Here is a 21,810-nt window from a genome sequence, read left to right as displayed (position 1 = left end):
GAACCATAGGAATTTCTTGATGAGCTGGCTGTTTATTGTTTTTGCCGTACTGTCTGAAGCACTGTCGCACGTTGCACTTAAAGCGACGGATGGTTTTAGTTTATCGAAACCACTTCCAGCAGCCGTTGTGATAGTGGGGCATTTGACGGCATTTCTATTTTTAAGCCAAGCGATGAAAGGCATGCCTGTTGGGGTAGTGCATTCGTTATGGGCGGGTTTGGCAATCGTGGCTGTCAGTCTGATTTCCACTTTTGTCTACCGTCAGCATCTTGATCCTATGGTGTGGGGTGGTATCGCTTTGGTTGTGGTTGGTGTGATGATGATTAACTTCTCACAAGGTCATGTGCATTAAATGCAATGTTTATTGCTGGTTTGCGATAAGGGAAGCCCTAAATGGGAAATGATGAAAGCGCCACATTCAAACAATGTGGCGCTTTCTTTTATTGCTTGCTATTGAGGTAAGCTTTGGTCGAAATATCGGTCCATGAACGTACTTTGCTTAAGTATTGTCGTTGTGATTCGATAATACGTTTTGCGAGTGGATCTTTGGCTGCTAACTCCTCGAGTAGCGTCTGCTTTTCTTGATTTAGGCGGCCTAATACTTCTGGCGGGAACTCGAGCACTTGGATCTCTGGATACTCTTCGCTCATCGAGGCCCAACTATTCGCGTTGGCATCGATGGCTTGGGTGTACATGTCAAAAGCTGCGACGCGAAACGCGGTTTCAAGGATTACTTGCAGATCTTTAGGTAGCTTGTCCCAAGCGCGTTTATTGACGAGAAATTGTGTTTCTGAGCCCGGTTCTTGCCATGCGGTGTAGTAGTAAGGCGCGATTTTATGAAAGCCCATACGTAAATCAAATGCTGGCCCCGCCCACTCTAGGGCATCGATCGTTCCACGTTCAAGTGACGTATAAAGTTCTCCCGGCGCAATATTGGTTGGTTTCGCGCCCACTCGAGCCATTACTTCACCTGCGAAACCCGGAATGCGCATCTTAAGACCTTTTAGATCATCGATGGTCTTAATCTCTTTTTGAAACCAGCCGCCCATTTGAATATCAGAGTTGCCTCCAGGGAAAGACAAGAGGTTGTGCGGAGCGTACACCTCTTGCATTAATTCCATCCCACCACCGTGATAGAACCAAGCGTATTGCTCAGTAGACATCATGCCAAACGGCATCGCCGAAAAATACAAGGTATTTGGTACTTTGCCTTTCCAGTAGTAGGAGGCGGAATGTCCCATATCGTATTGGCCTGATTTGACCATATCAAATACACCGAGTGGTGCTTTATGTTTGTTGGCAGAATCAATGCGAATTTGTAGGCGGCCGTTAGACATCTCTTCGGCGAGCTTAGCCATGTTTTTTGATGCGTCACCGAGAATTGGGGTATTCGGTCCCCATGTTTCGGCGAGCTTGAGTCGGTAAACTTTCTCTTGAGCAAGAGCACTATTCGAGACTAAGCCGACCGAGAGAGCGGTGAGCAGTGTCAGTGCGGGTGTGAACCATTTTTTCATTGTTATAACTTCCTGTCATGACGGGTTGAGCATCGAATAGGGTTCTTGTTCTGTCTTTACACGTCAAGGTTGGGGAGGAAGGAAGAGAAACAAGTAATGAGTCGATAGTGCTGCTCATTGATTCATCTATGGTTGGGATAGCCAGTGTTCACTGACGTGATCTTTTGCTCGTAATGCGATGTTTTAATAATTTGGTGAATAGTAGTGTTATTAAAAATCTCGGCCATCTCACAGCAAGGCGCAAACGCCTTGCCAAGTTACAGCCTTATTTTTGTCGATGATACGCGATGTATTGCTCAGCGAGAGGCAAGCCCATATAGCGGCCTAATGTTCTAATTGGCACTTGGCGTAGATCGACCACAATCAGCCCATCGAGCGCATGATTAAATTCGGGGTCGACGTTAAAACTGACCAGTTTGCCGTTTAAAGCCAGATACTGACGTAACAAAACCGGCATGCTTTTTCCTTCATCCATACGAGCAATCACTTTTGATAGCAGCTGTAAATCACCTAAGGCACTGAGCATGCTAGTATTCCAATAAGTTTTACTGTGACTTAATGGATGCGAGGCGGTGACTAACTCTGCGCTGTGATTGTCGAAATGATGCATCTCCATCGATTCAGCGAGCAATTGACGAGCGCTTTGACTGTAATGATTGCTAATGCTAACGGGGCCAAATAGATGAGTGTAATCGGGGTTACGTTGAATGAATGTTGCAATGCCTTTCCATAACAGTAGTAGCGCACTCATGCTACGTTGATATTCGGCAGCAATGACCGAGCGCCCCAGTTCGATGGATTTCCCCATTCGGTCGATAAATCGCTGATCATAATCAAATAGGGTTCTTGAGTAGAGCGCATTGATGCCGGAATGCTCCATCAGTCGGTCGACTAGGCCTAATCGATAAGCGCCAACCAAACGACGTTGTTGTCGATCCCAAATAAAGAGATGGCGATAGTGAGGATCAAAACGGTCAATATCGAGCGCTTTACCGGTGCCTTCTCCCACATCTCGGAAATTTTGTTCACGGAGTCGACCAATCTCATACAGCAGATTTGGTATATATTTCGCTCGGGTGCAGTAGACATCAAATTCCCCACTGCTGAGCAAGTGATCGTGTTTTGGTATGGCGTTTAAGTCTTCTTCGTAGCGAACTAAATCTAATGCGGGTGAAACAGGCGTTTGTGGCTGAGCGTCACAAAATAGATCTCTATGTTCAGACTGTGGTTTTAACAGATAAGTATTGAGTCGCAGGTAATTGACTAAGCTTTCGTCATCGAGAGCGCGGATTTCTTTGTAGTTAATGGCACTGCCAATCGCAATTTCGATGGGCTGGTGGGATTTGTTTAGCAACTCTCGCCCCAGCATGAGTGTGCGTAGCAACGAATGCACTTTACCGGCAAGATAAAAGCGTTTTGAATTCTGACCGTTAATGAAAATAGGTAGGGTGGTCGCGGCACTTTTTTTGATTAATGAGCTGACCGATCGGCTCCAAGCTTTATCTTCTATTTGATTGGTTTTGCCATCGACTAACTGGGACACTTCACCGGCAGGAAAGAGCAATAGTAATCCGCTTTGTTCTAGATGACGATGCGCCTCACGTAGCGCTTTTAAATTGGCTTTATGGCGCTCTTTCCCCTCAAATACATCGACACCGATAAATAATGAATCGAGTTCGGGAACGGTTTTTAGATAGTGATTAGCGAGTATTTTTACATCAGGGCGGATCATTAACAGTAGCTCCGCCAGAATTACCCCTTCCACACAACCTAACGGATGATTGGCAACAATGACCGTTGCTCCTTGCTCAGGCACCTGGTTAAGCGATCCCTTAATGATCTGATAGTCGATACCAAGGACTTGCAGGGTGAAGCGCAAGAAGGTTTCTGTATTACATTGCGCCGGACGTTGAGCATAAAATTTATCTAATTTGCTTAGGCCGGTCGCCCATTCAGTAACCTGTTCAGCCAATCCAAATGGTGTTTTACGTGGCAAGCGAAAAGGGCTAGTAACTTCCATATTTTCCTCGAACTCTCATTAACTCATAACGAGTGTATGGCGCTTATATGTCAGTGATGCTGCAATTTAGTGAGAGTATGATGAATGGAAGAATAAAAAGAACCCGCCTGATTTGGCGGGTAGCTTAAACGTTTTGTTATGAAGGCTTGTTACTGCGCAATCTTGGCGTATTGACGCAATAAATCCGTTAAGGTTGTCACCCATTCTAAGGTGTTTTCTGGGCTTTGTTTTAGGATTACTTCCACGTGGTTGCAATGCACCTCTAAAGGAATTGCACGCTCAAGATGAAATGAGATCGCGTAAAAGTGCCACAATAGCAGGCGTTGCATGCGCAGCGTATTTTGCTGGGCATTTTCTGATTCTTGAAATAGAGCGGGTAATTGGCTCAGAGCGATGGCATTAAGACGTAACATCGCATCGAGCTGAGCTTCATGCAGTTTATCTTCTGATTCGGTTTCTTCACCATCAAAAGTAAAAATTTCGCTAAGGTAATCTTCAGGTACTAAGCGGTGAACCATTCGTAGGCTAAGTTGTTCTAGCTCTTCACGAGGCATATTCGCTAAGCATTGGTAAGTATAATCAAGCTGCATGGTCATCTATTTCTATATGGTTAATCTGTGCTGTATTGTAGCGCGTAAAAGCGAATTTGGAATGACCCCAATAAAGTAGACACTCAATATTGGAATTAGAGTGCTATGAAAGTAAAAACAGTCCGAAAACATTCAGACGATTTCAAGAAACAGGCCGTACAGCAATCTTTAGATTCTCCAGATACCGTAATATCAGTGGCGAAATCATTAGGTATTTCCCCAGGTTTACTGTCCAAATGGAGGACCGAAATGACCTCTCAAAAAAACACCTCACCCCCTCTTCCTAACATAGGGCCGGAAAAATCCGTTGTTCAATTAGAAAAAGAAATTCGAAGACTGAAAAAACGTCTTGAAATGGCGGAGATGGAGAACGAATTCTTAAAGGAAGCGAAAGTCTACTTCGACAGCCTAAAAGAATAAGATTTGAATACATTCTAAAATATACGAGCATTCAGCGACCTGTGATAAGGCTGTGCCAATGGCTAGGCGTATCGTCTGCTGGTTACTATAAATGGCTTCATCGAAAACCAAGCGTGCGAGAGCAAGGCAATGACAGTTTGCTCGACTTCCTGAAAGAGGAAAGTGATAGGCAACATTGTATCCCCGGCTACCGGAAGCTATGGGAAGCCGCGGTGGCTTATGGTTTTATTTGCAATAAGAAGCGAGTTCAAAGGTTATTGCAGTCATTAGGTTATCGTTCCAAGGCCAGTAAAAAGCGTCATGGTCGAGCACCTAGACAGAAAGGGCTTATGCCTGCGTACAATCTTCTCAACCGCCAATTTGACGTAAGTAAGCCAAATCAAGTTTGGGCTTCGGATATAACTCAAGTTCGATGTAAAGAAGGCTGGAATTACCTTTGTGTCATATTAGATTTGTATTCGCGAAAGGTGGTCGGGTGGTCAACAAGTCGTATAAACAGCGCTTGTTTAGTGCTAAAAACGCTGAATAAGGCATGGAAAAGCCGCCGACCAGATGGCCGGAAGTTAATGTTTCATTCGGACCAAGGTGTTCAATATCGAGCGATAGAAACTTTACGATGGCATCGGAAAAAGGCAATTACCGTGAGTATGTCGCGTAAAGGAAATTGCTGGGATAATGCCTGTTCAGAAAGCTTCTTTGCTCAGTATAAAAAAGAGTGGATTAGCAATCTAGGTGGGATGTCTCGTCAGGAAATGACAATGCAAAGTCGACTTTATATCGATACGTATTACAATCCAGTAAGAAGGCATGGGACTCTAGGTGGAGTGAGTCCCATAGATTTTGAACTAATGAATTAACCCTCAGTGTCTACTTTTAAGGGGTCATTCCAATTTGCACTCTCTTCATCTCGTACTCATCGCGCCCTTCGGTATTTAGAGGGCGGAGAGATATGGGCAGAAGATAGGAGCAGATTAAGCGCTGTAAACCTCACCCAACACCGCGTATTGTTTTTCTTTACGGAAACGTTTGCCGCAAAGGTTTAAATTACTTGTCATCTGCAAAATAACCCTGTAATTTCTCCGCCTTTAAACGATAGCGCAACCCTTAGGGTGCGGTGTTTAAGCCTAGTTATTGCTTTGTAAAACTCCATCAATGATCTATTCCAACCAGGCATGAGTAGGCCGTGAATCCATCACGCTACAATGCTTCTTATGGTATTAAGTCATAAAATTGAATAGGAAAACTCATGTCTAATAAGACTCCCACTCAAAATACGCAAAATAGCTCATCCGCTTCGTCGCCAATGGCGAGCAAACTGGATAGCTACTTCTCGATCTCGCAACGCGGTAGTAACGTGCGCCAAGAAATGCTGGCAGGTTTAACGACATTTCTTGCTATGGTTTACTCAGTCATTGTGGTGCCAAGTATGTTGGGTGCAGCTGGATTTGATCAAGGTGCGGTGTTTGTTGCGACCTGTTTAGTGGCGGCATTTGGTTCATTATTGATGGGGTTGTGGGCGAACCTGCCGATGGCGATTGGTTGTGCGATCTCATTAACCGCATTCATGGCCTTTAGCTTGGTATTGGGACAAGGTGTCTCTATTCCGGTTGCGCTGGGTGCTGTCTTCCTAATGGGGGTGGTGTTTACCGCGATTACCGTAACAGGTTTACGCCAGTGGATTTTGACACACTTACCTGTTGGTATCGCACACGGTACCGGGATTGGTATTGGTCTGTTCTTATTGCTTATCGCCGCCAATGGTGTGGGGCTAGTAGAGAAGAATCTTGCAGAAGGTCTACCGGTTAAATTTGGTGATTTTACCTCTCTACCTGTAATGATGTCGGTACTCGGCCTTGCCGCTATCTTTGGTTTGGAGAAGCGCCGTGTCCCAGGTGGTATCTTACTGGTTATCGTAGTGATTTCGATCTTTGGTCTTATTTTCGATCCAAATGTGACCTACCATGGTTTGTTTGCTATGCCATCATTTGGCGGCGAAGGCTCTCTATTTGGTTCGATGGATGTTATGGGTGCATTTAGCCCATTAGTACTACCAAGCGTATTGGCTTTGGTGATGACCGCGATCTTTGATGCGACTGGTACGATTCGCGCAGTGGCAGGTCAGGCGAATTTGCTGGATAAAGATGGCAACATCATCGATGGCGGTAAAGCGCTGACCTCTGATTCTGTGAGTAGCATTGTCTCTGGTGCTGTTGGTGGCGCTCCGGCGGCAGTGTACATTGAATCTGCAGCAGGTACGGCGGCTGGTGGTAAAACCGGTTTGACAGCTGTGGTTGTTGGTACCTTGTTCCTAGCTCTATTGTTCATCTCGCCAATCAGTTACCTAGTGCCAAGCTACGCAACGGCGCCTGCGCTAATGTATGTTGGCCTATTGATGCTGAGTAATGTTAGTAAGCTTGATTTTGGCGACTCAATTGATGCTTTGTCAGGATTAGTATGTGCCGTGTTTATCGTGCTTACTGCCAATATCGTCACCGGTATCATGCTTGGCTTCCTATGTTTGGTGGTTGGTCGCGTTATCTCTGGCGAGTGGAAGAAGCTTAGCTTTGGTATTGTGGCCTTAACCGCGGTGCTAGTGGCGTTTTACGCGGGTGGTTGGGCTATATAGGCTGGGCTATCTAGTTAGCGACCCAATGATACATTAAAAATGGCTGCCTAGAGGCAGCCATTTTTATATTCAGAGCTTAGGCAATCAAGCACAACAAGGCGTACTGTTATTGGCTGAAATAACATTATTACGTCCGGTGGATTTAGCTTGATATAGCGCTTCATCCACCTTATTTAAGAAAAACAAGAAGTCTTCATCACCTTGTGGGGTATGACAAAACACGCCAATCGAACAAGTGAGCTGATGGGAGCGTTTTTTCTCTTCGTTTGATAGTGTCACGTTCGCGATGCTTTGACGGATTGTTTCAGCAAGAGCTGTGCTATGTTGGTAGTGGGTATTGGTGACAACCACCAAAAACTCTTCCCCGCCCATGCGAAAAGCATGGCCGCCATATTGCTTGTTTAGCTGAGATAAAATATTACCAACAGATTGAATCGCTTCGTCGCCTTTGAGGTGGCCAAGTGAATCATTAAGAGATTTAAATAAGTCTAAATCGAGAGAAATAAAACTAAGCGCGTGTTGTTCAAGTTTGGCCCGTTGAATTTCAGGCTGAATCACATTCATAAAATGACGTCGGTTAAATAGACCTGAAAGTTCATCTATGATCGCGAGTTGCTGTAGTTTCTGATTAAGAGCGGTAAGCTCTTTTTCAGCAATAATGCGGCGATGTTTTTCACGGATCAATTCAATTGCATGGGATGACAGTTCGTCGTACATGGTTAATACGGTATCAATCAGCACACCAACGGAACCTCGCATTTGCTTTCGCGCCTGCTTCTTCGCTTCATCTAACGCCATGCCGTTTTTCAGTCCATGCACGACTAAACTCATCTTTTTATCGTTATCAAGAATATGCAGAGCGAGCCAACGAATAAGAAACTGCAGTACATTTTCAATCGTATCTTGCCAACAGCTTGTAACGGCAGCATGTTTGATTTTTTCAACGTCAGGTAGGAAGGACTCATGCGTATCGGTATGAGATAACATCCAGTTATCTTGCTGGAAGTATTCAGACCATACTTGTTCTTCCTCGGTAAAATGGTACGTCGCATAGTTGGCGAGTTCATCAAACACTTCAGCAACTTCAATCCGATTTTCATGCACTAAAGAATTGGCGAGTTTATTGACGAGTTGAAACAACGTCTTATGCTGGGCATCAATGTGATCTATTCCAGTTTCAAAATTAGGGTTCCAAGGAAAAACCACGATCTCGCTATTTGGCATAATAACTACAGCTTATATTTTTCTAACCAGTATGAATTTTACTAGTCAGCGTTCTAAATAAACAGAGTCTTAAAGGGTTAATTTGAGGTTGAGCCCATGGCTTGAATGAGAAGGGTATATTGAGATGCTAGAAAAGCAAAAGGCTCGTAGATTTCTCTACGAGCCTTTCTAAATTTGGTGGCCCCTCCCAGACTTGAACTGGGGACCAATCGATTATGAGTCGACTGCTCTAACCACTGAGCTAAGGGGCCTTTAAGGTGACTGATTATAGGGGAAGCGCCTTGGAGTGTCTAGCCGAGTAGGGGGGTAATTCCGTTTAGTTTTTATTCAGTTAAACGCGCTAGATACAAAAAAGGTGAGCCAGAGCTCACCTTTTTCTTTAATTGCTTACGAATTACTCGTCTAGGAAGCTGCGCAAGGTTTCTGAGCGGCTTGGATGACGAAGTTTACGTAGTGCTTTTGCTTCGATCTGACGGATACGTTCACGCGTCACGTCGAACTGCTTACCCACTTCTTCTAGAGTGTGGTCAGTGTTCATATCGATACCAAAACGCATGCGTAGTACTTTTGCTTCACGAGGTGTTAGACCCGCAAGAACATCTTTGGTTGCAGCGCGCAGGCTAGTTGCCGTCGCTGAATCAAGAGGAAGTTCTAGCGTAGTATCCTCGATGAAGTCACCTAGGTGCGAATCTTCGTCATCACCGATAGGTGTTTCCATTGAGATTGGCTCTTTAGCGATCTTCAGTACTTTACGGATCTTGTCTTCTGGCATTTGCATGCGTTCAGCAAGTTCTTCCGGTAGCGGCTCACGACCCATCTCTTGTAGCATTTGACGAGAGATGCGGTTCAGTTTGTTGATCGTTTCGATCATGTGAACCGGAATACGGATCGTACGGGCTTGGTCTGCAATCGAACGAGTGATTGCCTGACGAATCCACCAAGTCGCGTAAGTCGAGAATTTGTAACCACGACGGTATTCAAATTTATCAACCGCTTTCATCAAACCAATGTTACCTTCTTGGATCAGATCCAAGAACTGTAGACCACGGTTGGTGTATTTCTTAGCAATCGAGATAACTAGACGTAAGTTCGCCTCAACCATCTCTTTCTTCGCACGACGAGCTTTCGCTTCACCGATAGACATACGACGGCTGATATCTTTGATGCTTTGAACCGTTAAAGAAGTCTCTTCTTCAATGATTTTAAGCTTCAGGATAGAACGACGGATGTCATCTTCGCTTTGGCGAATTTTATCTGCGTATGGCTTATCTGATGCCAAAACTTCATCTAGCCAAGCATCGCTTGACTCATTGCCAGTAAATAGCGTGATGAATGATTTCTTCGGCATTTTGCCGTATTCAACCGTTGCCTTCATGATCAAACGTTCTTGAGTACGAACGCGTTCCATTGAAGTACGTAGCTCTTCAACTAGGTAGTCGAATTGCTTCGGTGTTAGACGGAATTCTTTAAACACATCAATCACTAGTGCATGAGCATCTTGTGCTTGTGCGCTGTCATGACCGTGTTCATTAACCGCTAGCTGATGGTTTTGGAAGGTATTGCGTAGAGCGGTAAATTTCTCAAGCGCAAGCTCAGGATCAATACCAGTATCTTCTTCAGCTTCTTCTTCATCGCTGTCGTCACTGTCGTCGTCAGAATCATCATCTTCGTCTTTAAGATCTGTTTCTGTGAGTTCAGAACCGATGTGTGTCGCGGTTGGCGCTGCAGTTTCATCTGCATCAGGATCAACAAAGCCCGTGATCAGGTCAGTCAGACGTAGCTCTTCAGCTTGAATACGGTCGAACTGTTCAAGAATGTAAGGAATTGTACCTGGGTATTCTGCAACGGCGTTTTGAACTTGGTTGATACCATCTTCGATACGCTTCGCGATATCGATTTCACCTTCGCGCGTTAGCAGCTCAACAGTACCCATTTCGCGCATGTACATGCGTACTGGGTCGGTTGTGCGGCCAATTTCACTTTCAACGCTTGAAAGTGCCGCTGCTGCAGCTTCTGCTGCATCTTCATCGGTGATGGCGTCATCATCGTTCAGCGCAAGATCATCAGCATCCGGAGCAGTTTCTACTACTCGAATACCCATGTCATTAATCATCTGAATGATGTCTTCAACCTGCTCAGAATCCACGATTTCTGCAGGCAGGTGGTCGTTAACTTCTGCGTAGGTCAGATAGCCTTGTTCCTTGCCTTTAATGACAAGTTGTTTTAGCTGTGACTGCGGATTTTGATCCATAGACGGTATCCAACTTAGTATCTGGTGAAGGAATTAGTATGCGATATGCAAACCATACATGTTAACAAATTAATTGTTTGCTGCCTAATTAAACAGGGTTACGCTTTTAAATCTAGCATTAACGCTAGTAGCTCCCTTTTCTCTTCGGCTGATAAACCGATGCTTCTTTCTTTGGCTTGCAGATTTTCAATTTGCTTTTCGACGCACTGGGAAAGGATCTTATCCAATGAATCTAAAAATATATCTTTTTCATTGTCGTCTACGAGGGGGATTAGCCATCCCGCGAGACGTGACAATAGGGCCTCATGGCGACTATTTCGCCAATGCTCAAGCAATTGGCCTGTGTTGATATGGGGGTGCGATTGACAATATTCAAGCACCTCAATGAATAAACTTAATCCTGGAACCGTCAAGTGCTTCACGCTACTTAGATCCGGTACCATTTCAGCATAGCTCGGATTTTGAATTAGCAAAGCGATCACTTCACGCATTGGTGTGCGCTTGATCTCTTTGTGAGGCTGAGGTCGCTCCTCTTTTTGCCCTTCTTTACTGATCAATTGCTGAAGTTGTCGTTCATCCATTAAGCCAAGGCGTTTACCGAGTAAATCTCTTAGGTAAAGTCGCAGTGTGCCACCGGGTACTTTGTCAATCAGTGGAATGGCGAGACTGGTGAGTTTTGCCATGCCTTCTCGTGTGGATGTATCCACTTGCTGCATCAATGAACTGAACATAAATTCAGACAATGATGTGGCAGAATCGAGTTGTTGCTCAAACGCTTGTTTACCGTGTTGACGGATATAAGAATCTGGATCTTCACCATCTGGGAGAAACATAAACTTCAACTGTCGACCATCGGTCAAATAAGGCAATGCATTTTCCATTGCGCGCCATGCCGCTTCACGTCCAGCTCTGTCACCATCGTAACAGCAGACCACCAAGCTTGTTTGTCGAAATAAGACTTGCAGGTGATCGCCTGTGGTTGAGGTGCCAAGCGAGGCGACCGAATAGTCGACGCCATATTGCGCTAAAGCCACCACATCCATATAGCCTTCTACGACAAGGATACGAGGTGGTTCACGATACGCCTGTAAAACTTCATAAAGACCATACAGTTCTTTGCCTTTATGGAACACTGGCGTCTCAGGAGAGTTGAGGTATTTTGGTGTCCCTTCGCCAATCACGCGGCCACCAAAACCAATCACACGACCACGACGATCACGGATCGGGAACATCACACGACCGCGGAAACGGTCATAACGATTGCCTTTATCGTTTTCGATTAGCATGCCACCAGAAACCAGCATATCTTGGCTGTTTTTCTGTTGACCAAAGTTCTTTCTGACGAGATCCCATTCATCGGGAATATAGCCGATGCCAAATTTCTGTACGATCTCGCCAGAGAGGCCACGATCTTTCAGATAATCAATGGCGATCTTACTCTTCGGTTGCTTGAGTTGATCACGATAAAACTGGCCAATGCTGCCCAAAAGATCGTAAAGCGATCGTTTTTGATCGCTACTTGCCTGAGGTTGATCGTTGCGGAATCCACCGCCTTGGCGCTGCTCGCGTGGCACATCTAGGCCCATAAAAGAGGCGAGCTCTTCTATCGCTTCAACGAATTCTAAACGCTCATACTCCATCATGAAGTCGATGGCATTACCATGCGCACCACAGCCAAAACAGTGGTAAAACTGCTTCTCTTGGCTGACGCTAAATGAGGGGGTTTTTTCGTTATGGAAAGGGCAGCAAGCACCGTAGTTCTTGCCTTTTTTCTTAAGTTTCACGCGTGCGTCAATGATATCGACGATATCAAGTCGAGCTAGGAGGTCATCAATAAAACTACGAGGGATGTGTCCAGCCATAAAACCTAACAAAAAAGAAAAGAGAACAGAATGGATGAGTTATGCAATCTAGTATCGCAGAAGCGGTTGATTATTTCATGCATTCAGATACAAACAAGCCGCGCTATCCAATGGAATGCACGGCTTGTTGCAATAGGGTTGGGTAATTAAGCCAGCTTAGCGCGAACTAAACCACTTACTTTACCCATATCTGCACGCCCTTGAATCTGTGGTTTAAGAACGCCCATTACATTACCCATATCTTGCATGCCCGCAGCACCAGATTCAGCAATTGCCGCTTCAATAAGCTGCGCAACTTCTTCATCGGTGAGCGGTTGAGGCATGAAATCCTCAAGCACTGTAATTTCGGCGCTTTCCACGTCTGCTAAGTCTTGACGACCCGCTGATTCGTATTGAGCGACAGAGTCGCGACGTTGTTTAACCATTTTAGTCAGCACAGCAAGAATGTCGTCATCGTTCAGAGTGATCTGTTCGTCAACTTCACGTTGCTTAACGGCTGCTAAGGCTAAACGAATAGTGCCAAGGCGTAATTTATCCTTGGCTTTCATCGCTAATTTTTGCTCGTCTTTGAGAGTATCAATGAGAGCCATAACTATTTCCTAATGGACTTAGTTATTAGTACAGGCGAACGCGACGAGCGTTTTCGCGAGCTAGCTTCTTAGCGTGACGCTTTTGAGCTGCTGCTTTAGCGCGTTTGCGAACTGTAGTTGGTTTTTCGTAGTGCTCACGACGACGCACTTCAGAAAGGATACCTGCTTTTTCGCAAGAGCGCTTGAAACGACGTAGTGCAACGTCGAACGGTTCGTTTTCACGTACTTTAACTACTGGCATATGCCTTTCACCTCAGGGGTTATTCGTTAACGCTGGCATCGGTAGTCCAAACAATGCTGTTCGGTCTATAACCAGCTTGATCAAAAATGGTGCGGAATTTTAATCCGATCACAATAGCTTTGTAAAGCATTTTGTCGAGTATATATCCATGCAGCGCCAAGGTATAGTTTGATTGGTCGCCCCATGGATTAAGCTCAGGGCTCTAATTTAGTTGCTTAACATCTCGAAATCAAAAAATTAACCTAAATCAAATTTTAATGGCTTCGCGATAGAGTGGTCTAATCTATTGTCATTATTGATAAAAATGAACTTACTTGTTGGATGTTGTAATCGTTTAACACCATTATTCATGGCTGATATGGCCATTTATAGCGAGTGTGGTTAGTGCTATCTGCAGGGACAAAATTTGTTTGCAACGTCAAGGCGAGGTAAGATTGCCGCCAATTTGAAACAGTCGACAGAAGCCTTCTGAGTTAACCATGCGTATTATCGGTATCGAAACCTCTTGTGATGAGACGGGAATTGCCATTTATGATGATGAGAAAGGCCTGCTTTCTCACCAGCTTTACAGTCAGGTAAAATTGCATGCCGATTACGGCGGTGTAGTCCCTGAATTGGCCTCTCGCGATCACGTTAAAAAAACCATTCCGCTTATCAAAGCTGCGATGGCTGAAGTGAACCTTACTCCAAAAGATATCGATGGCATCGCGTATACCGCAGGCCCTGGTCTTGCCGGTGCACTTTTAGTTGGCGCGACGATTGGCCGCAGCCTTGCTTATGCATGGAACATCCCTGCCGTTGCGGTTCACCACATGGAAGGCCACTTGCTGGCGCCAATGTTGGAAGATAACCCACCACCGTTCCCATTTGTTGCTGTGCTGGTTTCAGGCGGTCACTCAATGATGGTAGAAGTGAAAGGGATCGGTGAGTATAAGATCCTTGGCGAGTCGGTGGATGATGCGGCAGGTGAAGCATTCGATAAAACGGCAAAATTGATGGGGCTGGATTACCCAGGTGGCCCACTGCTGTCTAAACTGGCAGAGCAAGGCACTCCGGGTCGTTTTAAGTTTCCACGCCCGATGACCAACGTACCGGGACTCGATATGAGCTTCTCTGGTCTGAAAACCTTTACAGCCAATACCATTGCCGCTAATGGCGATGACGATCAAACTCGTGCGGATATCGCGTTAGCGTTTGAAGAAGCGGTGTGTGCAACCTTGGTGATCAAATGCAAACGCGCATTGGATCAAACTGGGTTTAAACGCATTGTGATTGCTGGTGGTGTGAGTGCCAACAAGCGTTTACGAGCTGAACTTGGCAAGTTAGCACAAAAGATCGGTGGTGAAGTTTATTACCCTCGTACTGAGTTTTGTACCGATAACGGCGCAATGATCGCGTATGCCGGTATGCAGCGTTTGAAAAACAGCGAAGCAACGGATCTGGCGGTAGAAGCGAAGCCGCGTTGGCCGATCGATCAACTTGAACCGATCGCTTAATTGATCAATTCAAATCAAGGCCGCTGTTATAGCGGCCTTTTTTTTGCCTTCAGCAGAACAATTGCTTATTGCCATCGCTTTGAAACAATGGATAAATGTAGAGCAGCAATAGCAAGCAGTGATAGGAAAGCGACACAATGGATAGAAGCATGAAAAAATTTGCAATCGATGGCTGTGAAATGGCCTATCAGGATGTAGGACAAGGCCCTGTGGTGCTATTTGGTCATAGCTACTTGTGGGATAGTGAGATGTGGGCGCCACAAATAACGCAGTTAAGTCAGTCATTTCGTTGTATTGTGCCAGATCTGTGGGCTCATGGAGAGTCTGACAGCGCACCGCTTTCAACCCGATCATTGCAAGATTACGCCCAGCAAATCCTCGCATTGATGGATCACTTAGAGATTGATCAATTTGCGATCGTTGGCCTATCTGTTGGTGGCATGTGGGGGGCAGAAGTGGTGGCGATGGCGCCACGACGAGTGAATGCCATTGCGTTGATGGATACTTTTGTCGGTTTAGAGCCTGAAGTGGCACACAAAAAGTACTTTGCCATGTTAGAGACGATCAACACAGTTAAACATGTTCCTGAAGCGATCATTGCTGCGGTAACACCGCTGTTTTTTGCCCGTAATGCTGAGCGAGATAACCCTGAATTGGTGGCGAAATTTCAGCAGCACCTCGCTCAAATAAAAGGTGAACAAGCTGAGGCGATTGCAAAGGTTGGTCGGATGGTTTTTGGTCGTCGCGATCTGATTGACGCTTTAGAGCATTTTACACTACCGACCCTGATTGCCGTAGGCGCAGAAGATATTCCTCGCCCTTACTTGGAGTCGTACTTAATGCAAGATTGTATTGATGGCGCGGAGTTGGTGCAAATTCCCAATGCCGGTCATATCTCTAATTTAGAGCAGCCGCAATTTGTCACATCGTTGCTCAACGATTTTCTAACCAAAGCGCTGCGTTAGTGCTAACGCTAAATCTTTTAAATAAAAAGGCCTCGAATGAGGCCTTTTTTGATTTGCTTGATATTCACGACAGCGATGCAAGTTTACGCTTATTTAAATTTCTTGCTGCCTAATTTTGGCTCAGTGCCATCAAACAGTCGGCGAATGTTTTGATGGTGACGGAAGACGATCAAACAACAGAGCATGGCCACAGGCAGAGTATATTGTGGCTTGATCATCCAAGTGTACATGGGGGCCAGTAACACCGTCACCAGCGCAGCCAGTGATGAAATACGGAAGATAAAAGCAGTAATGATCCAGGTAGCGATCACCATTCCAGTAAGATCCAAGCCGATCGGTGCAATGGCGCCTAATGCTGTCGCGACTCCTTTTCCGCCAGAGAAATGGAAAAACAGTGGGTACATGTGACCAAGACAGGCTGCAATGGCGACAATACCGAGCATGATGGGATCAATTTCTAGTAAATAGCCGCCCCAGACCGGAATGGTGCCTTTGAGCATGTCACACAGCAAGACTGACAGCGCTGCTTTACGGCCACCAATGCGCAGAACATTGGTCGCTCCAGGATTGTTGGATCCGACTTTGCGAGGATCAGGCAGGCGCAAGATCCGGCAGATCAAAACGGCACTAGAGATCGAACCTAGTAAATAGGCAAAAATGATCATGGCTAGTGCTAATGGCGTCATAAAGAGTCAACTCGATGAAAAAAGTGTCTATGGTGCAAGTAATTGATATCATATCGCGCTCTCACTACTTACTGTAAGTAGTTGAGAGTTAAATAGTACGATTTTTTCTCTTTATTGGGTATCCGACCTGTATAGGAAGTGACGAAGAATGGACAAAGTATTTATCGAACAACTTGAAGTGATCACTACTATTGGTGCTTACGATTGGGAACAAGAGATTAAGCAAAAGCTTGTGCTAGATATTGAAATGGCGCATGACAATCGTGTTGCTGGTAAGAGTGATGATGTTGCCGATGCTTTGGACTATGCCCAAGTGAGCGCTGCTGTACTGAACCATATCGGCAATGGTCGCTTTTTATTGGTTGAACGTGTAGCGGAAGAAGTTGCGCAGTTGATCATGTCGCAATTTAGCGTGCCTTGGATCAAGATCCGTTTGACCAAGCCTGGCGCGGTACCTCAAGCCAAAGGCGTCGGTGTAGTGATCGAACGCGGACAGCTATGATTACCACTTATATTGGGATTGGCTCCAATATTGATCGACAAAAGCACGTTGAGATCGCCCTTGTCGAATTGTCTCGAATTGGAGATGATTTACAAATCTCTACAATTTATGAGTGTGAAGCGGTTGGTTTCAAAAGTGAGCCTTTTTACAATCTCGTAGTGGAAATGAAAACCGTTATGGGATTAACGGAGTTGTCACATGCCCTTCGTAAGATAGAGCTTAAATGGGGACGCAGGGAAGACGCCGCTAAGCTTGAGCCTCGCACTTTAGATTTGGATATTATTTTGTTTGGTGAGTTGGTGAATGAACACCAGCCGAAAATACCGCGTGATGATATCTACAAATTTGCATTTGTGATTCAGCCGCTTAATGAATTATGCCCGCAATTAGTTGTACCTGGGGATGGTAGAACCATTCAGCAAATTTATACTGCTACCAAATACCCAGAAGTGTTAACTGTGGTTAAGCCATGGTTTTTTTGATTGGTCGTTAATGAGATTACAATGAGTACTTTTGAAGCGTTTATCTTGGCATTGATCCAAGGCTTAACTGAATTTTTACCTATTTCGAGCTCTGCTCACCTGATTCTACCCTCGGCTGTGTTCGGCTGGGCCGATCAAGGTTTGGCGTTCGATGTCGCGGTACATGTTGGCACTCTAGCAGCGGTGATGATCTATTTCCGCAGTGAAGTCGTAAGTTTGCTATCGGCATTTTTCGGTTCGATCTTTAAAGGCGAACGCAGTAAAGAATCGAAATTGGCGTGGATGATCGTACTCGCAACGATTCCAGCGTGTATCTTCGGTTTATTGATGAAAGACATCATCGAAATTTATCTGCGCAGCGCATGGATTATTGCCATCACAACCATCGTGTTTGGTTTACTGCTTTGGTACGTCGATAAGAATGCCAGTTTGGTCAAAGATGAATACCAAACCACGTGGAAGAAAGCCCTATTTATTGGTGTTGCTCAAGCACTGGCGATGATTCCCGGCACCTCGCGTTCTGGCGCAACGATTACCGCGGCACTCTATTTGGGTTTTACCCGTGAAGCGGCAGCACGTTTTTCATTCTTAATGTCGATTCCTATCATTCTTTTAGCGGGTGGTTATTTAAGCCTCAAGCTTGTGGAAAGTGGTGCGCCGATTGATTTTGCAGTATTGGCAACGGGGATCGTGACTTCATTTATTAGTGCCTACATTTGTATCCACTTCTTCCTGAAATTGATCTCTCGAATGGGCATGATGCCTTTCGTTATCTACCGTCTTATTTTAGGTTTCGGCTTGTTGGCCTTTTTAGCGCTTAACTAATCCAGCCTACTTTTACCTCGAAGACCACATAACCCAATCTCGCGCCATCCGCGACATTGTGGTATATATGTGGTCTTTCTATTTCTCTTCTTTAACAAAAATTTATGCGCGCTTTTGCTCTGATCTTAATATTACTATTTGGCTGGCTTCAGTACACCTTGTGGCTGGGCAAAAATGGTATCACTGACTTTCAAGCCGTCAGTGCGGATATTGAGGTGCAAAATCAGGTAAATACCAATCTAGCGGTGCGCAACAATGAAATGTTTGCTGAGATTGACGATCTGCGCCAAGGCCTTGATGCTATTGAAGAGCGTGCTCGTCATGAGCTTGGCATGGTTAAAGAAGGTGAAACCTTCTACCGCATTATTGGAGATGATCACAAATAATGGTGACTCAATCCTCTCATTCTACGTTGTTGCGATCTATTGTTGCGATTGTGCCAGCTGCTGGTGTTGGCAGCCGCATGAAAGCGGGCAAACCTAAGCAATACCTCACTATTGGCCAACAAACGGTCCTTGAGCATACGGTTGAAAAACTGTTAGCGCATCCTGCGGTCGGGATTGTGGTGGTCGCGATTACCGATGGCGACCCTTATTTTCCAGAATTAAGCATCGCTACGCATCCACGCGTTATGCGGGTTTCGGGCGGTAAAGAGCGAGCCGATTCGGTTTTGTCTGCCTTACAATATGTGCAAGCTCACCAGCTTGGCGAATGGGCGATGGTGCATGATGCTGCGCGTCCGTGCGTGCGAGTAGAAGATTTAAATACACTGATTTCGGTATCACAATCACATAATGTGGGAGCCATTTTAGCTTCTCCAGTGCGTGATACGATGAAGCGGTCTAATCAGAATGGCGATATAGACCATACGGTAGATCGCGAAGCGTTGTGGCATGCATTAACCCCACAAATGTTTAAAACAGAACCGCTAACGCGCATTTTGAGCGACGCTCTGGCTGCGGGTGCTATGATTACCGATGAGGCCTCTGCCTTTGAATGGGCCGGCTTACAACCTGCGTTAGTGCAAGGTTATGCGGACAACATCAAAATCACTCAGCCTGAAGATTTAGCGTTAGCCGAGTTCTATCTTGAGCGAGAAAAAGGATAAAACATGATGCGAATTGGTCACGGCTTCGATGTACATAAATTTGGTGGCGAAGGCCCAGTTATTATTGGCGGTGTTGCCGTTCCTTATGAGCAAGGATTGATTGCCCACTCTGATGGTGATGTTGCGCTGCATGCATTGTGCGATGCACTGCTTGGTGCGATTGCTGCCGGTGATATTGGTCGCCATTTCCCTGATACGGATGATGAGTGGAAAGGGGCTGATAGCCGTATGTTATTGCGTGATGTCTACCGCCGCGTTAAAGAGCAAGGTTATACCTTGGGTAATGCCGACGTTACGATTATGGCGCAAGCCCCTAAAATGGCCCCGCATATTGAAGCCATGTGTGCGGCGATTGCCCAAGATTTAGAAACGGATCTTGGCAACGTCAATGTAAAAGCGACAACAACAGAGCGCTTAGGTTTTACAGGCCGTAAAGAAGGCATCGCTTGTGAAGCGGTGGTGTTACTGGTTAAACAAAATTAATTTTAATCGTTGGTTTTCGCTGTTGGCGCCATTGTTGTTGCCAGCGACGAAGAGCTGCGATGGAACTCATCATGTCAGATATTCTATCTCCATTGGCTTACCTAACGGGTAAACCAACCGCTCAAGGCAAGCTAAAAGCACAACCTGAGCACTTCCAAGTTTTCGAAAACCTCGGTTTTGAGTTTGCCGGTCAAGGCGAACACCTGATGGTACGTATTCGTAAAACGGGTGAAAACACTGCATTTGTGGCCAATGAACTTGCCAAAGCATGCGGCGTGAAGTCAAAAGATGTCAGCTGGTCTGGCTTGAAAGATCGCCACGCGGTGACGGAGCAATGGTTGAGTGTACATCTGCCAAAAGGTGAAACTCCGGATTTTTCTGCTTTCTTAGCGCAGTACCCACAGATCGAAATTATTAAGACCGATCGTCATAATAAAAAGCTACGTCCTGGTGATCATATCAGCAACAGCTTTGTTGTGACGATGTCTGAAGTGACGGATGTTGCTGATGTCGTACGCCGCTTGGAAACGATTATGGAAACGGGCGTGCCGAACTACTTTGGCAGTCAGCGCTTTGGTCACAAAGGTAATAACCTCAGTGAAGCTCGTCGTTGGGGGCGTAATAACGTTCGTACCAAAGACCAAAACAAGCGCAGCCTGTTTCTTTCCAGTGCTCGTTCATGGATTTTTAATAAAATCGTGTCTGCGCGTATTGAGCAAAACATCTTTACACAAGTTATCTTGGGCGATATCGCGCTGAGTGACGTGAAGATGAGTGATGAAGAGACGGGCGTAACTAATGCTAAGCCGATCCTTGTCACGGCTGATAATTTTGCCAGCATCGGTGAAGCCGTTGCCAATAACGATATGCAGATCAGTGCGGCGATGGCTGGTGACAATGCATTGCCAACCCATGACGATGCATTGCTATTAGAGCAACCTTGCCTAGATTCAGAGCCTGATTTGATGGCATTGATTCGTGGTAACCGTATGCGCCATGATCGCCGTAGTATTGCACTTAAAGCGCAAGATCTGACATGGTCGGTGGAAGGTGACAATATTACCTTAAGCTTTAGTCTTGATTGTGGCTGTTTTGCTACATCTATTGTGCGTGAACTGATTGAAGAGATTGAAGTGGAGCGTGTTTATTCATGAGTTCTGCTTGCAACACTGAACCTCGATTGAAGATTCTGTTGAGCAATGATGATGGTGTGCATGCTGAAGGTATTCACGCCATGGCTGACGCGTTAAAACCTTTTGCCGATATCGTTATTGTCGCCCCTGACCGCAATCGGTCGGGGGCTTCAAACTCACTGACGTTAGAGCAACCACTGCGCGTTAATAAAATTGCGGATAACACCTATTCAGTGCAAGGTACGCCAACCGATTGTGTCCATTTTGCTTTGAACGAGTTGATGAAAGACAATCTGCCTGATCTGGTGCTATCTGGTATTAACCATGGTGCGAACCTTGGTGACGATGTGCTTTATTCAGGTACCGTGGCTGCGGCGATGGAAGGACATTTTCTTGGTGTTCAGTCGATTGCGTTGTCGCTGGTGGGTAAGCAACATTTTGCAACCGCCGCGCACATTGCCATCGAACTGGTTCAGCAGCACTTAGAGCGTCCAATTCCGACCAATCGTCTGCTTAACGTCAATATTCCCGATCGTTCGCTAGAGCAGTTATCGGGCACATTAGTGACTCGATTAGGTGCGCGTCATCACGCCGAGGATATGATCAAGCAGAAAGATCCGCGTGGTCATGATATTTATTGGCTCGGTCCTCCCGGTAAAGAGCAAGATGCAGGAGAAGGTACGGATTTCTATGCCGTGGAACACGGCTATGTGTCGATCACACCGTTACAGGTGGATTTAACGGCGCATGAATCTATCTCCGCGATGAATCATTGGTTAAAAGGTAATTAGG

The 21,810-nt window shown here is 45.6% G+C and carries 22 protein-coding genes and 1 tRNA gene; 13 read left to right on the top strand and 10 right to left on the bottom strand.

Annotation, left to right across the window (positions count from 1 at the left end; all coding sequences use genetic code 11):
• Positions 1-19 precede the first annotated feature (19 nt).
• Positions 20-352: a DMT family transporter gene (locus RJD38_RS04600; RefSeq protein ID WP_005598061.1), complete on the top strand. Its 333-nt coding sequence runs from the start codon at positions 20-22 to the stop codon at positions 350-352.
• Between the two features lie 88 nt (positions 353-440).
• Here RJD38_RS04600 and RJD38_RS04595 read toward each other — a convergent pair whose 3' ends face one another.
• The 3 genes from RJD38_RS04595 to RJD38_RS04585 all read right to left on the bottom strand — a co-directional run bounded on the left by RJD38_RS04595 (position 441) and on the right by RJD38_RS04585 (position 4,124).
• The gene (locus RJD38_RS04595; RefSeq protein WP_005598063.1) at positions 441-1,514 is read right to left on the bottom strand and encodes a TRAP transporter substrate-binding protein; all 1,074 of its coding nucleotides are present in this window, start codon (positions 1,512-1,514) and stop codon (positions 441-443) included.
• Between the two features lie 265 nt (positions 1,515-1,779).
• Complete coding sequence (locus RJD38_RS04590; protein ID WP_065544990.1) at positions 1,780-3,534, bottom strand: lysophospholipid acyltransferase family protein; 1,755 nt, start codon at positions 3,532-3,534, stop codon at positions 1,780-1,782.
• 149 nt (positions 3,535-3,683) lie between these two features.
• Positions 3,684-4,124, bottom strand: a complete 441-nt coding sequence (locus tag RJD38_RS04585; RefSeq protein WP_005598078.1) for a hypothetical protein — start codon at positions 4,122-4,124, stop codon at positions 3,684-3,686.
• Positions 4,125-4,229: 105 nt separating this feature from the next.
• Between RJD38_RS04585 and RJD38_RS04580 the strand changes: the two genes are divergently transcribed.
• Together RJD38_RS04580 and RJD38_RS04575 are read left to right on the top strand one after the other, a co-directional pair.
• A protein-coding gene (locus tag RJD38_RS04580; RefSeq protein ID WP_156785325.1) for an IS3 family transposase occupies positions 4,230-5,401 on the top strand; the annotation gives its coding sequence in 2 pieces (ribosomal slippage) (positions 4,230-4,512 and positions 4,512-5,401; 1,173 coding nt in all).
• A gap of 389 nt (positions 5,402-5,790) precedes the next feature.
• Entirely contained in the window at positions 5,791-7,170 is a 1,380-nt protein-coding gene (locus tag RJD38_RS04575) for an NCS2 family permease (RefSeq protein ID WP_005598080.1), read from the top strand.
• Positions 7,171-7,254: 84 nt separating this feature from the next.
• On the opposite strand, the gene RJD38_RS04570 is transcribed toward RJD38_RS04575, so the two are convergent.
• From RJD38_RS04570 to rpsU, 6 genes are all read right to left on the bottom strand, one after another.
• A complete protein-coding gene (locus RJD38_RS04570; protein ID WP_065544992.1) occupies positions 7,255-8,394 on the bottom strand; it encodes a GGDEF domain-containing protein in 1,140 nt (379 codons plus the stop codon).
• A gap of 175 nt (positions 8,395-8,569) precedes the next feature.
• A tRNA-Ile gene (locus tag RJD38_RS04565) sits at positions 8,570-8,645 on the bottom strand.
• Positions 8,646-8,788: 143 nt separating this feature from the next.
• Complete coding sequence (gene rpoD / locus RJD38_RS04560) at positions 8,789-10,645, bottom strand: RNA polymerase sigma factor RpoD (RefSeq protein WP_005598084.1); 1,857 nt, start codon at positions 10,643-10,645, stop codon at positions 8,789-8,791.
• A 98-nt stretch (positions 10,646-10,743) separates the two neighbouring features.
• Positions 10,744-12,507, bottom strand: a complete 1,764-nt coding sequence (gene dnaG, locus RJD38_RS04555; protein WP_005598086.1) for a DNA primase — start codon at positions 12,505-12,507, stop codon at positions 10,744-10,746.
• Positions 12,508-12,653: 146 nt separating this feature from the next.
• Positions 12,654-13,097 (bottom strand): GatB/YqeY domain-containing protein, encoded by a 444-nt coding sequence (locus tag RJD38_RS04550; RefSeq protein ID WP_005598088.1) that lies wholly within the window; start codon positions 13,095-13,097, stop codon positions 12,654-12,656.
• Between the two features lie 25 nt (positions 13,098-13,122).
• On the bottom strand, positions 13,123-13,338 hold the full coding sequence (gene rpsU / locus RJD38_RS04545) for a 30S ribosomal protein S21 (protein ID WP_001145625.1): 216 nt from the start codon (positions 13,336-13,338) through the stop codon (positions 13,123-13,125).
• Between the two features lie 479 nt (positions 13,339-13,817).
• Here rpsU and tsaD point away from each other — a divergent pair, with 479 nt between their 5' ends.
• A complete protein-coding gene (gene tsaD, locus RJD38_RS04540; protein ID WP_065544993.1) occupies positions 13,818-14,834 on the top strand; it encodes a tRNA (adenosine(37)-N6)-threonylcarbamoyltransferase complex transferase subunit TsaD in 1,017 nt (338 codons plus the stop codon).
• A 149-nt stretch (positions 14,835-14,983) separates the two neighbouring features.
• Entirely contained in the window at positions 14,984-15,799 is an 816-nt protein-coding gene (locus tag RJD38_RS04535; protein ID WP_065544994.1) for an alpha/beta fold hydrolase, read from the top strand.
• Positions 15,800-15,888: 89 nt separating this feature from the next.
• Here the strand turns inward: RJD38_RS04535 and plsY are convergent, their stop codons facing one another.
• The gene (gene plsY / locus RJD38_RS04530) at positions 15,889-16,485 is read right to left on the bottom strand and encodes a glycerol-3-phosphate 1-O-acyltransferase PlsY (protein WP_005598093.1); all 597 of its coding nucleotides are present in this window, start codon (positions 16,483-16,485) and stop codon (positions 15,889-15,891) included.
• Positions 16,486-16,633: 148 nt separating this feature from the next.
• Here plsY and folB point away from each other — a divergent pair, with 148 nt between their 5' ends.
• From folB to surE, 8 genes are all read left to right on the top strand, one after another.
• Positions 16,634-16,987, top strand: coding sequence for a dihydroneopterin aldolase (folB, locus tag RJD38_RS04525; RefSeq protein WP_005598094.1), 354 nt, complete (start codon positions 16,634-16,636; stop codon positions 16,985-16,987).
• Positions 16,984-17,469 (top strand): 2-amino-4-hydroxy-6-hydroxymethyldihydropteridine diphosphokinase, encoded by a 486-nt coding sequence (folK, locus tag RJD38_RS04520; protein WP_065544995.1) that lies wholly within the window; start codon positions 16,984-16,986, stop codon positions 17,467-17,469. The genes folB and folK overlap by 4 nt, the downstream gene beginning before the upstream one ends.
• Positions 17,470-17,490: 21 nt before the next feature.
• Positions 17,491-18,294 (top strand): undecaprenyl-diphosphate phosphatase, encoded by an 804-nt coding sequence (locus tag RJD38_RS04515; RefSeq protein WP_065544996.1) that lies wholly within the window; start codon positions 17,491-17,493, stop codon positions 18,292-18,294.
• Positions 18,295-18,398: 104 nt separating this feature from the next.
• Complete coding sequence (gene ftsB, locus RJD38_RS04510) at positions 18,399-18,680, top strand: cell division protein FtsB (RefSeq protein WP_005598097.1); 282 nt, start codon at positions 18,399-18,401, stop codon at positions 18,678-18,680.
• The gene (ispD, locus tag RJD38_RS04505; RefSeq protein WP_065430962.1) at positions 18,680-19,402 is read left to right on the top strand and encodes a 2-C-methyl-D-erythritol 4-phosphate cytidylyltransferase; all 723 of its coding nucleotides are present in this window, start codon (positions 18,680-18,682) and stop codon (positions 19,400-19,402) included. Before ftsB ends, ispD begins: the two co-directional genes overlap by 1 nt.
• A gap of 3 nt (positions 19,403-19,405) precedes the next feature.
• The gene (gene ispF / locus RJD38_RS04500; RefSeq protein ID WP_040758003.1) at positions 19,406-19,885 is read left to right on the top strand and encodes a 2-C-methyl-D-erythritol 2,4-cyclodiphosphate synthase; all 480 of its coding nucleotides are present in this window, start codon (positions 19,406-19,408) and stop codon (positions 19,883-19,885) included.
• 71 nt (positions 19,886-19,956) lie between these two features.
• Positions 19,957-21,039, top strand: coding sequence for a tRNA pseudouridine(13) synthase TruD (gene truD / locus RJD38_RS04495; protein WP_065544997.1), 1,083 nt, complete (start codon positions 19,957-19,959; stop codon positions 21,037-21,039).
• Positions 21,040-21,065: 26 nt separating this feature from the next.
• A complete protein-coding gene (gene surE / locus RJD38_RS04490) occupies positions 21,066-21,809 on the top strand; it encodes a 5'/3'-nucleotidase SurE (RefSeq protein ID WP_005598101.1) in 744 nt (247 codons plus the stop codon).
• The last annotated feature ends 1 nt before the right edge of the window (position 21,810 follow it).

The organism is Vibrio scophthalmi (assembly GCF_040869025.1).
GTDB classification, from domain to species: domain Bacteria; phylum Pseudomonadota; class Gammaproteobacteria; order Enterobacterales; family Vibrionaceae; genus Vibrio; species Vibrio scophthalmi.
Note: the sequence above shows the minus strand (reverse complement) of the source record. Positions and strands in the feature narration are given on the sequence as shown.